This is a genomic window from Massilia alkalitolerans DSM 17462 (genome assembly GCF_000427785.1).
GTDB lineage: Bacteria > Pseudomonadota > Gammaproteobacteria > Burkholderiales > Burkholderiaceae_D > Telluria > Telluria alkalitolerans.
On the sequence record NZ_ATYR01000030.1, the window covers coordinates 65,700 to 81,066 of the forward strand.

Sequence of the window (15,367 nt, forward strand, 5' to 3'; positions counted from 1 at the left end):
TAGGATTGATCCTACCCGAAAGATTGGCGGGGGATAGGCTGGAGCAGTTAACGATGCAATTTATTGCGGTTAAGAAAACTTCCAACCCTAAATAGGATTGCACGGGAAGCAAGTTATGGGGAATTAGTAAAACAAAAGAAAAGGCCGGGCCCTGCAAGCAGGGCCCGGCCATGTCACCGGTTCGGGCGGGGCGTTGCGCCGATCAGTTGCCGTTGCGCGAGGCCATGTAAGGCATGGCACGCGAGGCCAGGCGGGTATCGGTACGCAGCATGCCCACTTCGTCGGCCAGGATGTTGGCGGCCTCCTGCAGCAGGATGTCCTTGGCATCCTTGGCCGCCTTCTCCGCTGCCAGTTCCGCCTGCAGGTCGCGCTCGTCGTACTGCAGGCCATCGTCCTGGCGCGGGGCGCCGCGCACGGCGGTCACCGCCTTGGCCGGCTTGGTCGGGGCCGGCACCTTGCCGCGCGCTTCCTTGCCGGCCGGGCCTGCGGCCGGCTCGTCGCTGCTGGTGCCGCTGGCGCCGGCCAGGCGTGCTTCGCGCAGCTTGGCGCGGGCATCCTGGGCGTCGCGCTCCTTGCGGCGCACCGTCTCGTTCAGCGAGATCGAATTCTCCTTGCGGATCTTGAGCACCTCGGCGATGTCTTCCTGCAGGAACTGGAACTCCTTGTCCTTCGCGATACGCGCCTCATGGCGCTTCTGCAACGGACCGATCAGCTCCTTGAGGTCGCCCGCGGCCGTGTAGCTGGCCGGCTTGATGGCCACCCAGGGCAGCGCGTTGGCATACGAGGACTCGCCGAAGCTTTCCGGGTCGGTCAGCACCGGCAGCTTGATGTCCGGCGTCACGCCGCGCAGTTGGGTGGTGCCGCCGTTGATGCGGAAGAACTGCGCGATGGTCATCTTCAGCTCGCCATAGCGCACCTTCTCGGCCGGCGAGAAGCGGTCCAGGTCGATCAGGGTCTGCACCGTGCCCTTGCCGAAGCTCGGTTCGCCGATCACCAGGCCGCGGCCATAGTCCTGCACTGCGGCGGCGAAGATTTCCGACGCCGAGGCCGAGCCGCGGTTGATCAGGACGCCTATCGGACCGTCCCAGGCCAGGCCCGGCTGCAGGTCGGACTCGACCTCGACGCGGCCCTGCGCGTCGCGCTGCTGGACCACCGGGCCCTTGTCGATGAACAGGCCGGTCAGTTCGATGGCCTCGGTCAGCGAGCCGCCGCCGTTGTTGCGCAGGTCGATCAGGACGTTGTCGACCTTCTCCTTCTTGAGTTCGCCCAGGATGCGGGCCACGTCGCGGGTGGCGCTGCGGTAATCCTTTTCGCCGCGGCGGCGTGCCTCGAAGTCGAGGTAGAAGGTCGGCAGCGAGATTACGCCGATGCGGCGCTTGAAGGCGCCGTCCTTGACCTCGATGATCGATTTCTTGGCGGCCTGCTCTTCCATGCTGATCTTCTTGCGCACCATTGACACGGTCACGTGCTTGGCGTCGGGACCGGCGTCGCCGGGCAGGACGTCGAGGCGGACCGTGGTGCCCTTCTCGCCGCGCACCAGCTGCACGACGTCGTCGATGCGCCAGCCCAGCACGTCGGTGAACGGCTTGTCGCCCTGGGCCACGCCGACGATGCGGTCGCCGACCTTCAGCTTGCCCGACAACGCGGCCGGGCTGCCCGGCACGATCTCGCGGATGATGGTGTACTCGTCGCGCGTCTGCAGCACGGCGCCGATGCCTTCCAGCGACAGGCGCATGGCGATGTCGAAGTTGTCGGCCGAGCGCGGGCCCAGGTAATTGGTGTGCGGCTCGATCGCGGTGGCGTACGCGTTCATGAACATCTGGAACACGTCTTCGTTGTTCAGCTTGCGGATGCGGGTGATGTAGTTCTCGTAGCGCTTGTCGAGCGTCTCGCGAATGGCTTTTTCTTCCTTGCCGGCGAGCTTCAGGCGCAGCCAGTCGTTCTTGACGCGCTTGCGCCACAGCTCGCGGACCTCGTCTTCACTCTTGGCCCAGGGCGACTTCTCGCGGTCGAGTTCGATCGATTCGTCGAGGGTGAAGTCAGGGCGAGTCTTCAGCAGCTGGCGCGCGTAGTTCATGCGCTCGGTAAAGCGCTGCTGGTACAGGTTGTAGATGGCGAAGGGACCGGTCAGGTCCTCGTTGTTGATGGCGTCGTCCATCTTGGTCCGCAGGGAAGCGAACCTGTCGATGTCGGCCTGGACGAAGTACAGCTTCTCGCTGTCGAGTCCTTCGAAGTAGTTGTCGAAGATCTTGACCGACATCGCGTCGTCGAGCGGCACCGCCTTGTAGTGGTAGCGGCCGAGCACCCGCGATGCCCACAGCGCCGCCTGGGTTTGCTCGGCAAGCGGCTTCATCTGCAGCGTGGCAGCGGCCGACCCGGCACCGGCGCCTGCAGCCTTGGCCGGCACGACGGCGGCGACCTTTTCCTTCTCCGGCTGGGCAGTCACCACATGGGCGGACATCGCAAAGGCCATCGCGGCCATGAACAGGTGGTGCTTCTTCATTCGTCGTCTCTCCGAAACGGTATTCCATGCCTCGGCGCGACCGGCGGCGGGCCGGTCAATACGCCCTTTGCGAGCCATTCTACAGGAAGCCGGGGGAAGGCAGAGCCAGCGAATACGCATTTACGCCCATTAATTAAGGCTGGCGTAAGCCAGGCATTCATCCTTTGACAAGCTGCATCAGTTCCTCGCGGAAAACCGTGGCGAATCCGGCAAACAGCAGGACCGGGATCCAGGGCCAGGAACGCGCCGCCAGGCGCCAGTCCACCGGAGACGGCCAGAAGGACAGGAATTGCGGCGCCAGGAAAAACGCCAGCGCGAGGTCGACCGGCTCGAACACCAGGCCGTGACGGGTGCGCCACCAGGCCACGGCGAAGGGCAGCACCAGCACCAGGAGCGGCGCGAGCGCGCTCGGCGCCGCGTTGTACCAGCGCAGGTTGGCGAAGGTGACGGAGCCGAGTTCCCAGTTATGGCCCGCGTTTTTCCCGCCTCGCGCTTTCTTGATGCGTTTCGGAATCACGGTCAGCCCGATCGGCTCGGCATTGGTGAGCAGCCCGACCGAGAAATGCGCCAGCTCGTGGCACAGGGTGCCGGCAGCCGTGAACACGAAGAAGAAGGGATGCGCGCCCGAGCCGATCCACAGCAGCAGCGCCAGCGCGGCCGACGGTAGCAGGTAGAGCAGCAGGTCGGACCAACCCGCCAGGCTCATGTCAATGCGATCCGGAGTAGAAGCAGCGGCCGCAGGCCTGGCGATAGCTCTCGTTGCCGCCGATTGACACCTGCTCGCCCTCGCGAATGCGGCGGCCCTCGGCATCGACGCGGATGTTCATGGTCGCCTTCTTGCCGCAGGAGCAGATGTTCTTGATTTCCTCGATGTCGTCGGCCAGCGCCAGCAGGTAAGCCGAGCCCGGGAAAGGCTCGCCGCGGAAGTCGCTGCGCAGGCCATAGCAGATCACGGGGATGCCGCGCACCTGGGCGACCTGGTGCAGCTGCTGCACCTGCGCCGTGCTGAGGAACTGGGCTTCATCGACCAGGATGCAGGCGACCGGCGGCGCGCTGGCCAGGAAATCGGTATCGCCGTCGAACAGGTCGACCTGGCGCTGCGGACCGAGACGCGAGGTGATCAGGCCGACGCCGTAGCGGTTGTCGATGGCCGCCGTGTAGAGCTTGACCTGCTGGCCCTGCTCTTCGTAGTTGTGCGCGACCTGCAGCAGGGCGGTCGATTTGCCGGCGTTCATCGCCGAGTACCTGAAATAGAGTTTTGCCACGGCCCTGCCCTGAAACTGAATCGCTACGGATAATTACCGGATTATAACAAGCAGGACTGTCCCGACACCAGCCTCCGAAGCCGTTCAGCCGGCATGCAGCTGGGCCGGATTGCCGGCCACGCGCCCGCCCGCCGGCACGTCGTGGGTCACCACGCTGCCGGCGCCGATCACGGCGTCGTCGCCGATCGTGACGCCCGGCAAGATGATGGCGCCGCCGCCGATCCAGACGTTGCTGCCGATCGTGACCGGCCGGCCGGATTCCAGGCCACTGCGGCGCTGGTGCGGGTCGAGCGGATGCTCGGCGGTGTAGATCTGGACCGCCGGGCCGATACGGGTGTCGTCGCCGATGCTGACACCGGCGACGTCGAGGATGATGCAGTTGAAGTTGATGAAGACCCGGCTGCCGATGCGGATGTTCCAGCCATAGTCGCAATGGAAGGGAGGACGCACGATGCTGCCCTCGCCCACCGCGGCCAGGCGCTCGGCCAGCAGGCTGCGCCAGACCGGGACCGGCTGGCCCAGCGCCGCGTTGTAGCGCGCCAGCCAGGCGGCGGTGATCGCCTGCTCGGCCACCAGTTCGGGATCGCTGGCGTGGTAGGGCTGGCCCTCCAGCATCTTGTGGCGTTCGCTCATCTTCATGCGCTTCTCCTGCGGATTACTGGCCCGGTTGGTACTTGCGCTCCAGGTGCTTCTCGATGTCTTCCTTGTAGAACAGCACGTCCTTGAACTCGCCGCGGCTGTACATCTCGGCCTGGTCGGCGAAGTGCTTCGAGGCCGGGTTGTTGCTGTTGCCACCTGCAAGGATACTCTTGGCGCGCACGCGCGGGCCGAATTCCACCACCGCGACGAAGCTGTTGCCGCGGTCGCCGTAGATGCGCTTGGTCTTCTGCTTGGCCACCATGCCGAACGATGCCAGCGAACCCCAGTTGGCCGAGGCGAAGCCGACCGGCCAGCTCGGCCTGCTGTCGTCATACTGCTGGTCGATGTCGCCGCTGATGCGCTGGAAGCGGTTGATCTCGCCCCAGGGGGTCTGCCAAGTGCCGAAGTCGGCAGTGAGCTTGTCGGAGGCCCGCTGCAGCGAGGCCAGGCGCTCATCGGCGTTCAATCTGTGCGTGATGAAGTCGACCGTCGGCGAGCCCTCGGCGCGCGCGCGCGGCGCGTGCTGGGCCACCATGTCCTGGCCCCAGTAGATCGCCAGCGAGGTCGGCCTGGAGTCGACGCCGAAACGCAGGTCCCAGCCGCGCAGGCTGGCCACCTGGGCCGATAATAGCGCCTTGCGCGGGTCGTTCGCAGCCAGGGCGTCGTAGTCCTTCAGCAGTTGCGGCACCAGCGGCTCGAAGGCGGTCAGGTGGCTGTCGTAGGCGGCGGCGATCAGGCTGTCGAGGGTGAAGCCCTTGGCGTCCTTGAGCACGCGCTCGGCATGGCGGCCGCGCGCGTTTTCCGGCAGCGACCACATGTAGTCGGGCCAGTCCTGGCGCTTCGGGCTGCTCGCGCCGGAAGCGCTGAACGGCCAGTTGTTGGTGTTCGAAATATAGCCGCTGACCGGATTGAACAGGGTGATGGTTTCCTTGATCGCGTGCAGGCCCTGCCATTCGGTGGCGGGGGTGCTGCCATCCACCGGCTTGCTCCAGTCGAAGCGCGGGTCGCGTTTCGGGATGAAGTTGCCGTGGAAGTAGGCGATGTTCCCCTTCGCATCCGCGTACACGGTGTTGTTCGAGGAATTCGTGCGCAGCTCCATCGCCTTGTAGAAGGCATCGTAGTCGCGCGCCTTGGTGCGCGTGTACGACTGGGTAAGGGCCTTGAGCGGCTCATCCATCATCTTGACGGCCACCCACTTGCCGCCCTCCTCGCGCACGATCGGGCCGTGATGGGTGAAGTAGGCGGTCACGGTCTTGCTGGCCATCGCGCCGGATGGGGTCCTGTAGGGCAGCGTGATCTGCCTTGCCTGTACCGGGCGCTGTTCACTTCCATACTGATAGAAGTATTTGCCGCCCTTCTCGACCACGGTCTCCAGGTATTCGTCGATGACGTCGCCGCCGCCCGAGGTGTGCATCCAGCCAGCCTTGTCGTTGAAGCCCTGGTAGATGAAGAACTGGCCCCAGGTCACGGCGCCGTAGGCGTTCAGGCCCTGTTCGCTCACCATGTGCACTTCGGGACGGAAGTAGAAGGAGGTGTGCGGGTTGATCAGGAGCAGCGCATTGCCCGTCTTTGACAGCTTGGGGGCGATGGCGAAGCCGTTGGAGCCGCGCGGTTCGGCGTCGAAGGCATTCTCCAGCGCCGCCACTTTTTGCGCCACATCGCGCTTGCCGTAGAAGCGCTCCAGGTCCTTCAGGTCGATCGATTCGATGTCGCCGCCGATGCTGCCTTCGCTGAAGCTTAGCGCCATCCAGGGCTCGAAGCGGGTGATCAGCTTCGGCTTCACCTCCGGGTGCGTGTGCAGGTAATAGTTCAGGCCGTCGGCGAAGGCATTCATCAACTCCTTCAGCCAGGCCGGGCTGGCCGCGTACTTGGCCTGCATGTCGCTCGGCTGGATATACATCTTCATGCGCAGGTCGCGCCAGACTTCCTTTTCGCCCTCGACCTCGGCCAGGCGGCCCATCGCATTGATGTAGTTGAGTTCGACGCGATTGAAATCGTCCTCGGCCTGCGCGTACAGCAGGCCGAACACCGCGTCGGCGTCCAGCTTGCCGAACACGTGCGGGATGCCCCACTTGTCGCGCATGATGGTCACCCGCGCCGCCGTCTTTTTCCAGCGCGCCAGCTCGGCGCTGCTTGCGGCCTGTTGCACGGCCGGTGCGGCCGCCGGCGCGGCGAACGCCGGAACCGCCGCGCCGAGGGCACAGGCCAGGATCGTCGGCAGCATGGTGCGGGTGGTGGTCATGCGTGTCTCCTTGTTATGGTTTTATTGTGTGACGCCGGCGTGGATCAGGCGCTGCTTGAGCACTTCGTTCTCGGTCAGCAGGGTCGCCACGCGATCCTTCAGCGAAGCGATCTCGGCGCGTGCGGCGGCCAGCTCGTCGGCTGGGTCGCCAGGTGCCGTCTCTTTCTTCGGGCGCGTCGCCATCTTCTGCTCGCGCACCTGGCGCGCAGCCTGCTGCAGCTCCTTGCGTCCGCCCGCGACGGCCGCTTTCTGCGCCTCCTCCGGCAGCTGCGCCACGTTGGCGGCGGCGTTGATCGAGATGGTGCCGGTGCGCACGGCTTCGCGCAGTTCGGGCGTCGCGGCTTTCTGGATGCGCTCGATCTGGCTGATGGTATTGGCCGACACGCGCGCGGCCTTGGCCACTTCCTCGCGGGTGTTCCAGGGCGGCGGCGGGCGCGCATCCATGTCGTCGGCTTCCGGCTTGGGCGGCTCTTTCGCCATTTCTTCCGCCATGCGGGAGGTGACGATCTCCTTCTTCTTGAGCGCCAGCACGCCGCGCTGGAAGTCCGACACGCTGCGGCGCGCCAGGTGGTTATCGATCATCCATAGCATCACGTCGTCGATCGACGCGAAGTTATTGTTGTGGACGGTACGGAAAGGGATGCCGTGCTTCTGGCAAATCTCGTAGCGGTTATGGCCGTCGATCAGGGTGTCGCGCCACAGCACCAGCGCGTCGCGGCAACCCTCGGCCAGCAGGCTGCGCTCGAGCGCTGCGTATTCGATGTCGGTCAGCGGGTCGACGAAGGCACGCAGTTCGTCATTGATAGTGATGTTCAATTCTTGTCCTCTTGCAGCGGCGGCAACGGGGAAACCGCCGTCCGGCATGCTACACCATCCCGGCGGGACGACCAATGGATGAGTAAGCGGAATCGGTCCGCAGCTTTCTATATAAGTTCCCGACGTATCCACCTTGCATGACATTGCTCAGCTATTACGCTGCGCTGGCGCACCGCCTTGTTATCAAAAAAGTATGTACTGATTATTAAGCTTGCCTAATTAGTCATTGCCGGTTAGCAGCAAGTTTCCGATCGAGCCGTCATTGCGAGGAGTTGGATATGCGAAATCTATGCGCCCCCCTGTTTCGTCGCCTGGCCAGGATTGCCACCGCCTGCCTGTTTGTCGCTCCTGCCCTGGTCGCTTGCGCGACGGGCAGCCCGCCAGGCACGGCTGCCCTTTCCGCGGAACAGCAGATCGACCGGCTCGACAAGAACGCCATGGGGGCTGCCGTGGCCGACGGCCTCAGCACCGGCCTGGCCCTGTCATCCGGCGCGCTGGAAATGAATCCGCTGGTGCCGACCTCGCCGGTGGGGCTCATCGCGCTGACCGGCGCCAAGATCGGACTGGTGACATACGCCGACCGCCTGCCGGAAGACGAGAAGCGGATGCTCATCAAGAGTTCGAGTTCGCTGTGGACCGGCGCCGCCGTCAACAACCTGATGGTCTTGCTGTCCGCGCCATCGCCGGTCGCGATTGCCGCCGGGCTGGTGGCCGGGGTGCTGTGGTGGCAGCACAGTGCGCGTGTGTATGAACGGGCGGATCGGGAGATTGCGGCGCGCCGGGAAACACCGGCGCCGTAAGCGGCGCCGCGCCAGGTGGCGGTGGTGTCGGCGGTGTCGGTCGCGCCCTAGTTCACGCATGAACGAAGGGAGCTGGTGCGGGCAGCCGGAATCGAACCGGCACGCCTTACGGCGGCAGATTTTAAGTCTGATGCGTCTACCAATTTCGCCATGCCCGCGCCGGCGGGGATTGTACTACGTGCCGCAGCGACAGTGTTAGTAGTTGAGCTACCCGGCTCGGACACGTCCCGGCCGGCGAAGCAAAAAAATGCCGCTGTCCGTCTAGGACAGCGGCAAAGAACTCAGTCAACACTGAGCTGGAGACACGCGGAGAGGTGGAACTATCCACCAGAGAACGTAACCAACATAAGCCCGCTATTGGGACCTACAAGCGCCGGTTTTTCCCGCGTGTTTGTCAGCGTGTTCGCACAAAGCTGCAGTAAAGCATCAATAGATGGACTCGTAGGCCACCGCCAGGCAGACCAGTCCCACGAAGAACAGCAGGCCATAGACGAAGATGCGCATCGAGGTCGCCAGTTCGGCGACGGCGCGGTCGGCCTTGCTGTTCAGTTTCCCTTTGCGCCGCGCCCCATTGAGCAGCAGGGACACGAAGACGAACAGGCTCGCCAGGATCAGGACGATTTTCATGCGGGCCTAGGTGCGGGCGACGACCAGCGCCAGCGCCACCAGCGCCAGGATAGACGACACCCCGGTCGCCACGCTCAGCCACAGCATGCGGTTGCGCGCCGCGTCCATCTTGGCGATCAGCTGGGCATTCTGGTCGGCCATGTTGGCGATGATCTCGGAAGCCTGCAACATCTGGGTACGCAGCTCGGCCAGGCTCATTTCGTTCCGCTCGACGCGCATGACGAGCGTGCCGAAATAGTCTTCCTGGGGCTCGTCGCCCATCATCGGATCCGGGGCCATGCCGGCCGCGCCGCCGGACTTGCGCGCCACCGTGTCCCACAGCCTGCGCGCACCGGTCGCCACTTGCGGCGCCGCGTTGATCACTTCGCTCCACGGGACGGTCTTCAGGACGCTCCACCAGCCACTAGCCATACAGTTCCTCCTCATATTCGGTCTAGCCGGGAGCATACCACCCTGCATGGCAAGCACACGAGCTCATCCGATCTCTACCGTGCCGCGCGCGGCGCAGGCCTGCGCTACCATGGGAGCATGTGTGGACGATTTGACCAGAGCCAGACGGCTCGCTACTACGCCGGCGTGTTCGGCTGGACGGACGCGGTCTACGACAGCGAGTCCACCCCTGCCTGGAACGTCTCGCCCGGCAGCTACCGCCCGGTGATGCACTTGCAGGACGGCGAACGCCGCATCGACGACGTGTTCTGGAGCTACCGCGCGCGCTGGGCCGAAGGCAAGCTGCCGATCATGGTCAACGCGCGCATGGACAAGCTCACCAACCGCTACTGGAAGCCCCTGCTCAAGAAGGGCCGCGCGATCGTGCCGGCCGAGGGCTGGTACGAATGGACCGGCGAAAAGGGCAAGAAGCAGCCGTGGCACATCCACCGCAAGGACCGCGCCCCGCTGTTCCTGCTGGCGCTGGCCAACTTCGGCAGCTTCACCGAGAACCGGGCCGAGGCCGGCTTCGTGCTGGTCACCGCTGCCGCCGACGAGGGCATGCTCGACATCCACGACCGCCGCCCGGTGGTGCTGGACGCGGCCGATGCCGAACTGTGGCTCAACCCGGACCTGTCGCCCGAAGAAGCCCTGGACCTGGCGCGCCGCGCCGCCCTGCCCGTGGACGCCTTCGAATGGTACAAGGTGACCAACGCGGTCAACCGCCCGGGCGCGCAAGACCCGCAGATGGCCCTGCCCCTGGCCGAGTGATTTTTACCATACGGTAAAAAAACCGTAGGCTCGCAGCAGCAAGCCCGCCTATCTCGTAGATATATCCTCGACGAACTCAACCATTTGCATGAGCTAGATCGAACTTGTACACGCAACCAAAGCTCGGTCCGGAAGGTCTTAAAGACTGGATACCAAACTTTGAGGACGTGTTAAATGGGCGAGTACATGCAAGTGCGGGCCATGCTGCAAGAAGGCGAGGCCTATGCGGGACTAATCCTGGGCAAGGAAGAAGATCCTGATTACCACCTGGTGCTGTTGCCGGGCGAGGCGGTCGACGTCAGCTGGCCGAGCGCCGTCGACTGGGCACGCGGACAGGGCGGCGTGCTGCCGACGCGGCGCGAACTGGCGCTGCTGTTCGCCAACCAGCGCGAAGCCTTCGAGCGCAACTGGTACTGGTCGAGCGAACCGCACGAAACGCGCACCCAGCTGGTCTGGGGGCAAAACTTTGCCAGCGGCATCCAGACCATCTATGGGCGCCCCTACCGGGGCCACGCGCGCGCGGTCAGGCGCATTGCCGTGCCCTGAAGGCGGGCACGGCGCCTGGATGACAGCTGGCAGGCACCCCGTTGCGAACGGGGCGACGCCTGTCATCAACGTTCGGGAACGTTCGCGCGGCCGATCGGCTGTTCGATATTGGCCAGGAACCAGCTGGTGGCCGCCATCACCGCCACGTGGCGGCGCAGGTGGTCGGGGTCGACCTTGTCCAGCGTATCGGCCGGGGTGTGGTGATAGTCGAAATAGCTGGACGTGTCGATCAGCGGCGCGAAGCTCGGCACGCCGGTACGTTCCAGGAACGACAGGTCCCCAGTCAAGAGCGCGTCTTCGCGGCGGAAGATGCCTGCGCCGATCGGCTGCAGCGCCGCCTGCAGCGGTGCGAACAGCTTGCTCGAGGTCGCAGGCACGCTGGCGCGCAGGCCGAAGGGGCGGCCGGCGCCGTTGTCGCTCTCGATCGCGCCGATGTGCTTCTCCAGGTTGGCCTGCTCGGCGGCCGTGTAGGCGCGCGCACCGCGCATGCCGTTCTCCTCGTTCATCCAGGCGATCACGCGGATGGTGCGGCGCGGGCGGAAGTCGAGCTTTTTCAGGGTGTCGAGCACGGCCATCGCACTGGCGACGCCGGCCGCATCGTCATGCGCGCCGGGAGACAAGTCCCAGGAATCCAGGTGGCCCGACACGATCACGATCTCGTCCGGTTTGTCGGTCCCTGGCAGGTCGGCGATCACGTTGAAGCTGTCGGCGTCCGGCAGGGTCTTGGGCGTGAGCACCAGCTTCATGCTGAGCGGGCCGCGCTTGGCCAGGCGGCCCATCAGCATGGCATCTTCGGCCGTCACGGCCGCGGCCGGGATGCGCGCGTTGTCCTGCAGCGCGGTCGAGCCGGTATGCGGCAGGCGATAGTTGGCGCCGCCCACCGAGCGCACCAGCGCCGCCACCGCACCCAGCTCGGCCGCCATCGGCGGACCGTTGCGCCGAAAAGCCGACGCCTGGCCATAGGCCTGGCCGGCCAGGCCGCGGTCGGCTTGGTGCTGGTCGAAGGTCGCGTCGAACAGCACGATCTTGCCCTTGACTTCGGCGCTGCGCGCTTTCAGTTCGTCGAAGCTCTTCACCACCATCACGGGCGCAATCAAGCCGCTGGCCGGGGTCGCGCCGGAGCCGCCCAGTGCGGTCAGCCCCACGCGCTGGGTGATGCCCTGCGGGCGGCCGGCGTACTCGACGATCTCGCCGGTCTCCACGCCGCGCACCCAGTGCGGCACCTTGACCGGCTGCAAGGTCACCTTGGCGCCGAGCTTGCGCATGGCTTCCGCCACCTGGGTCACGGCCGCCGCCGCTCCTGGCGAGCCGGACAGGCGCGGGCCGATCAGGTCGGTCATGTCCGCCATGCGTTCCCAGGCGTAGTCGCTCTGCATCGCCGTATCGCGGATCTTCGCGAGCGCGGCAGGATCGTTGCCGGGGCTGGCTGCCAGGGCTGCGGGGCTCAGCAGCACGGCGGCAAGCATAGCGACATGCGCACTCAGGACAGGGAAACTGCGGATGCTGCGGTTCATGCGTCGAATCCTTCTTCAGTTCAAGAGAATCCAACGATAGCGCATCCGCACAATTTTTGGTAAGAAATGTTGACGTCTTTACACCGCCGGGACCAGGCGCAGCAGCGTGATTTCCGACGGGGCGCCGAAGCGCTTCGGCGGCCCCCAGTAACCGGTGCCGCGGCTGATGTAGACCCACATGTCGCGCACCCGGTGCAGCCCGGCAACGAAGGGCTGCTGCAGCGGCACGAACAGGTTCCATGGGAAGAACTGGCCGCCGTGGGTATGGCCGGACAACTGCAGGTGAAAGCCCGCCTCGGCGGCCGCCGGCGCGCTGCGCGGCTGGTGCGCCAGCAGGATGCGCACGTCGGCCTGCTCGAGGCCACTGCCGGCGGCCGCGCGCGGGTCGCTCTTGTGCCCCGGGTTGAAATGGTGGGCCGTGTAGTCGGGTACGCCGGCGATCATGAGGGTGGCGTCGTCGCGGCGCCGGATCACGTGCTGGTTCAGCAGCACGGTCACGCCCAGCCGGCGCACCTCGGCGATCCACTCCTCCGCTCCCGAATAGTATTCGTGGTTGCCGGTCACAAAAAACACCCCGTCGGGCGCCGCCAGGCGCGCCAGCGGCTGGGTATGCAGGCCCAGGCGGTGCACGCTGCCGTCCACCAGGTCGCCCGTGATGGCGATGGCGTCGGCGCCCAGCTTGTTGACCCGGTTGACGATCGCGTTCAGGTAGGCGCGCTTGATGGTCGGGCCGACGTGGATGTCCGATACCTGGGCGATGGCATAGCCGTGCAGGCTCGGGGGCAGGTTGGCGATCGGCACCTCGACCCGCTTCACCCGGGCCAGCCGGCGCGCATTGACGAAGCCGAGCGCGGTCACGGCCAGCGCCACCAGCGGCACCGCGGCGGCGCTGCCGCGAACGACTTCCGGATCCAGCTCGCCAAACAGGCGCAGCGCCAGCAGCACCAGGTCGCGCGCCAGGGTCGTCACCAGCAGCGAGGAAAAGAAGCCCATCGACAGCAGGCCCAGCCAGGCAACCGTTTCCGACCAGCGGCGCCGGCGCAGCGAAGCCGACATCAGCCCGACCGGCACCAGCACGGTCAACAAGACCAGCAGCAGCACGCCCCCCACGGTGAACGGCAGCCCCAGCGCCAGGTCCGGCAACAGGCGCATGCCGATGTATACCTGCAGCAAGACCAACAGGGACAGGATGGTGGCGAACGATCGATTCACAGGGGACCCGGGGTGGTAAACGGTAACAAATGTTAGATGGGGCAGGCCCGTCCCTCTGCAAGTGCCGTTCCGGATGTTACTGCTGGATGTGCGTTTGTAATAATCTGTATTAACGGATGGCAGCATGAGTCCGCAGGTCTATAGTTCGTTCCATGCCTGGCGTTGTTCGATCATCCTGATCACCGCAGGCGCAAAAGGAAAAACCATGTTGAAATCTAAAATTGTTGGTGCGGTGGTCCTGGCCGCGGTTGCCGTCTCCCCAGCGGCAATGGCGGACGACCGTGGTGTGAATACTGCTATCGGCGCCGTGGTCGGCGCGGCAATCGGCCACAGTGCCGGCGGCGGCAGCGGCGCCCTGGTGGGTGGCGTGCTCGGCGCGGCGGTGGGCAACTCGATCTCGACCCGCGACGATCGCCGCTATCGCGACAACCGTTACTACGACAACCGCGGTTATGGTTATGGCTACGTCCAGCCGCGCCCGGTGTACGTGCAACCGCGTCCGGTCTACGTGCAGCCGCGTCCGGTGTATGTCCAGCCGCGCCCGGTCTACGTCGAACGCCGTGACTACGACCGTCGTGACCGCCGCGACTGGGATCGCCACGATCGCCATGATCGCCGCGACTGGGACCGTGGCGACCGCTGGGATCGTCGCTAATCAACAAAACCGCGCGCTGCGCGGTTTTTTTTCGCGGCGCTGTCACCATTACGTGTTGGAGATCTTGAACTGTTGAGCTGGGCCGATGTCGAACCACTGTCCGATCGACAGTGGAGGTGGCAATGCAGGCGGCAAGCTTCAAACCTTCGCTGGCGCGTGTCGCGCAGCTGACCAGGCGCCAGCGCGAACAATTGCTCGCGCTTTTGCGCCCGGCAGTTGGACTGGACCGTGTCTGTGCGACGATTGAGGAGGCCAGAAGCCCGTCGTCATGTCCGCTCTGTGAAGGTCGGCGGCTGCACCGCCACGGGCACGTCCGCGGGGTGCAGCGCTATCGCTGCTGCGCCTGCGGCAAGACTTTCAATGCCCTGACGGGTACGCCGCTGGCCCGGCTGCGCCACCGCGCCAAATGGCTGGANTACCTGGACGGCATGCTCGAGGGCCAGTCGGTGCGCAAGACGGCAGACCGGCTCGGCGTGCACCGCAACACCAGCTTCCGCTGGCGCCACCGTTTCCTGCACCTGGCCAAGAAAGACCGTCCTGCAGCCCTGGCCGGCATCGCCGAGGCCGATGAACTGTTCCTGCTCGAATCACAGAAGGGGTCGCGCAAGCTCGACCGGCCGCCGCGCAAGCGCGCAGGTGTAGCCAGCCGGCGCGGCATCAACAGTGAACACGTCTGCGTACTGGTCGCCCGCGACCGTACCGGCGCTACCTTCGATTTCATTACCGGCCGGGGCGCCGTCACCACGGCCCAGCTGCACCGGTATCTGCTTCCGGTGCTGGACAGGGATGTGCTGCTGGTCACCGTTTCCCACCCTGCCTACAAGGCGTTCGCTCGCACGGCCGCCATCTCGCACGAAGCGGTGAACCTGCGGGCCGGCGAACGCGTGCGCGGCGCCGTCCATGTGCAAAACGTCAATGCCTACCACCGGCGTTTTCGGCAGTGGCTGGCGCGCTTCAATGGTGTGGCCTCGCGCTATCTGCCCAATTATCTCGGCTGGCAGTGGGCGGTCGACGGACGTCGTATCGGATCGGCGGAGGCGATGCTGCGAATAGCGCTGGGTAGGTCCAACATCGAACGGTGACAGCGTACATGGACGCCCCCGGTTTGCAAGTACATCAGTCGCTAAGGGCAAGAGGTAAGTCTGCAAGCGTACATTCGGACTTTGCGTGGGTTTTCACCCTGTCCCTGATGGGTTTCGCTGGCCAACGCCCCAGTCGCCTTAACGTACTCGAAGTACTACGCTGTCATCGGGCTATGTTGACCACGGTCTAACCTGTTTGCCATCAACGTCTGAAGCGTCCTCGCAACTGGTGGAATTTGCCTACTACAGCACTACTGAACTACTTT

The 15,367-nt window shown here is 65.2% G+C and carries 14 protein-coding genes, 1 tRNA gene and 1 pseudogene; 5 read left to right on the top strand and 11 right to left on the bottom strand.

Translation table 11 applies throughout. The features are described 5' to 3' along the window. Positions 1-202: 202 nt before the first annotated feature. From YWC_RS0122695 to YWC_RS0122720, 6 genes are all read right to left on the bottom strand, one after another. Positions 203-2,503, bottom strand: a complete 2,301-nt coding sequence (locus YWC_RS0122695; protein WP_036215530.1) for a carboxy terminal-processing peptidase — start codon at positions 2,501-2,503, stop codon at positions 203-205. Between the two features lie 157 nt (positions 2,504-2,660). After that, complete coding sequence (locus tag YWC_RS0122700) at positions 2,661-3,209, bottom strand: hypothetical protein (RefSeq protein ID WP_051306672.1); 549 nt, start codon at positions 3,207-3,209, stop codon at positions 2,661-2,663. A gap of 1 nt (position 3,210) precedes the next feature. Further along, the gene (locus YWC_RS0122705) at positions 3,211-3,768 is read right to left on the bottom strand and encodes a thymidine kinase (protein WP_027867451.1); all 558 of its coding nucleotides are present in this window, start codon (positions 3,766-3,768) and stop codon (positions 3,211-3,213) included. 84 nt (positions 3,769-3,852) lie between these two features. Next, positions 3,853-4,407, bottom strand: coding sequence for a sugar O-acetyltransferase (locus YWC_RS0122710; protein ID WP_027867452.1), 555 nt, complete (start codon positions 4,405-4,407; stop codon positions 3,853-3,855). 16 nt (positions 4,408-4,423) lie between these two features. After that, a complete protein-coding gene (locus YWC_RS0122715) occupies positions 4,424-6,649 on the bottom strand; it encodes a penicillin acylase family protein (RefSeq protein ID WP_027867453.1) in 2,226 nt (741 codons plus the stop codon). A gap of 21 nt (positions 6,650-6,670) precedes the next feature. After that, the gene (locus tag YWC_RS0122720; protein WP_027867454.1) at positions 6,671-7,465 is read right to left on the bottom strand and encodes a hypothetical protein; all 795 of its coding nucleotides are present in this window, start codon (positions 7,463-7,465) and stop codon (positions 6,671-6,673) included. A gap of 278 nt (positions 7,466-7,743) precedes the next feature. Between YWC_RS0122720 and YWC_RS0122725 the strand changes: the two genes are divergently transcribed. After that, positions 7,744-8,265, top strand: a complete 522-nt coding sequence (locus YWC_RS0122725) for a hypothetical protein (RefSeq protein WP_156923847.1) — start codon at positions 7,744-7,746, stop codon at positions 8,263-8,265. Positions 8,266-8,338: 73 nt separating this feature from the next. Here YWC_RS0122725 and YWC_RS0122730 read toward each other — a convergent pair. The 3 genes from YWC_RS0122730 to YWC_RS0122740 all read right to left on the bottom strand — a co-directional run bounded on the left by YWC_RS0122730 (position 8,339) and on the right by YWC_RS0122740 (position 9,303). Then, positions 8,339-8,423, bottom strand: a tRNA-Leu gene (locus YWC_RS0122730). A gap of 268 nt (positions 8,424-8,691) precedes the next feature. Continuing rightward, a complete protein-coding gene (locus YWC_RS0122735) occupies positions 8,692-8,892 on the bottom strand; it encodes a hypothetical protein (protein WP_027867456.1) in 201 nt (66 codons plus the stop codon). A 6-nt stretch (positions 8,893-8,898) separates the two neighbouring features. Further along, positions 8,899-9,303 carry a hypothetical protein gene (locus tag YWC_RS0122740; RefSeq protein WP_027867457.1) on the bottom strand — a complete coding sequence of 135 codons (405 nt, stop codon included), beginning with the start codon at positions 9,301-9,303 and terminating at the stop codon, positions 8,899-8,901. Positions 9,304-9,420: 117 nt separating this feature from the next. On the opposite strand from YWC_RS0122740, the gene YWC_RS0122745 reads away from it, so the two are divergent. Continuing rightward, the gene (locus YWC_RS0122745) at positions 9,421-10,092 is read left to right on the top strand and encodes an SOS response-associated peptidase (RefSeq protein ID WP_027867458.1); all 672 of its coding nucleotides are present in this window, start codon (positions 9,421-9,423) and stop codon (positions 10,090-10,092) included. A gap of 174 nt (positions 10,093-10,266) precedes the next feature. Further along, the gene (locus tag YWC_RS0122750) at positions 10,267-10,638 is read left to right on the top strand and encodes an Lcl C-terminal domain-containing protein (RefSeq protein WP_027867459.1); all 372 of its coding nucleotides are present in this window, start codon (positions 10,267-10,269) and stop codon (positions 10,636-10,638) included. A 65-nt stretch (positions 10,639-10,703) separates the two neighbouring features. Here YWC_RS0122750 and YWC_RS0122755 read toward each other — a convergent pair whose 3' ends face one another. Both YWC_RS0122755 and YWC_RS0122760 read right to left on the bottom strand, forming a co-directional pair. Beyond that, complete coding sequence (locus tag YWC_RS0122755) at positions 10,704-12,152, bottom strand: M20/M25/M40 family metallo-hydrolase (protein ID WP_027867460.1); 1,449 nt, start codon at positions 12,150-12,152, stop codon at positions 10,704-10,706. Positions 12,153-12,230: 78 nt separating this feature from the next. Next, positions 12,231-13,304, bottom strand: coding sequence for a metallophosphoesterase (locus tag YWC_RS0122760; protein ID WP_084416538.1), 1,074 nt, complete (start codon positions 13,302-13,304; stop codon positions 12,231-12,233). 265 nt (positions 13,305-13,569) lie between these two features. Here YWC_RS0122760 and YWC_RS0122765 point away from each other — a divergent pair, with 265 nt between their 5' ends. Both YWC_RS0122765 and YWC_RS0122770 read left to right on the top strand, forming a co-directional pair. Then, complete coding sequence (locus YWC_RS0122765) at positions 13,570-14,019, top strand: glycine zipper domain-containing protein (RefSeq protein ID WP_027867462.1); 450 nt, start codon at positions 13,570-13,572, stop codon at positions 14,017-14,019. Between the two features lie 122 nt (positions 14,020-14,141). Then, positions 14,142-15,103 (top strand): annotated as a pseudogene (locus YWC_RS0122770) (IS1595 family transposase); the annotation flags it as partial. Between the last annotated feature and the right edge of the window lie 264 nt (positions 15,104-15,367).

Coding starts and splice junctions, on each gene's coding strand:
- YWC_RS0122695 (WP_036215530.1), bottom strand. CDS start 2,503: ATGAAGAAGCACCACCTGTTCATGGCCGCGATGGCCTTTGCGATGTCC.
- YWC_RS0122700 (WP_051306672.1), bottom strand. CDS start 3,209: ATGAGCCTGGCGGGTTGGTCCGACCTGCTGCTCTACCTGCTACCGTCG.
- YWC_RS0122710 (WP_027867452.1), bottom strand. CDS start 4,407: ATGAAGATGAGCGAACGCCACAAGATGCTGGAGGGCCAGCCCTACCAC.
- YWC_RS0122715 (WP_027867453.1), bottom strand. CDS start 6,649: ATGACCACCACCCGCACCATGCTGCCGACGATCCTGGCCTGTGCCCTC.
- YWC_RS0122725 (WP_156923847.1), top strand. CDS start 7,744: ATGCGAAATCTATGCGCCCCCCTGTTTCGTCGCCTGGCCAGGATTGCC.
- YWC_RS0122735 (WP_027867456.1), bottom strand. CDS start 8,892: ATGAAAATCGTCCTGATCCTGGCGAGCCTGTTCGTCTTCGTGTCCCTG.
- YWC_RS0122740 (WP_027867457.1), bottom strand. CDS start 9,303: ATGGCTAGTGGCTGGTGGAGCGTCCTGAAGACCGTCCCGTGGAGCGAA.
- YWC_RS0122745 (WP_027867458.1), top strand. CDS start 9,421: ATGTGTGGACGATTTGACCAGAGCCAGACGGCTCGCTACTACGCCGGC.
- YWC_RS0122750 (WP_027867459.1), top strand. CDS start 10,267: ATGGGCGAGTACATGCAAGTGCGGGCCATGCTGCAAGAAGGCGAGGCC.
- YWC_RS0122755 (WP_027867460.1), bottom strand. CDS start 12,152: ATGAACCGCAGCATCCGCAGTTTCCCTGTCCTGAGTGCGCATGTCGCT.
- YWC_RS0122760 (WP_084416538.1), bottom strand. CDS start 13,304: ATGCGCCTGTTGCCGGACCTGGCGCTGGGGCTGCCGTTCACCGTGGGG.
- YWC_RS0122765 (WP_027867462.1), top strand. CDS start 13,570: ATGTTGAAATCTAAAATTGTTGGTGCGGTGGTCCTGGCCGCGGTTGCC.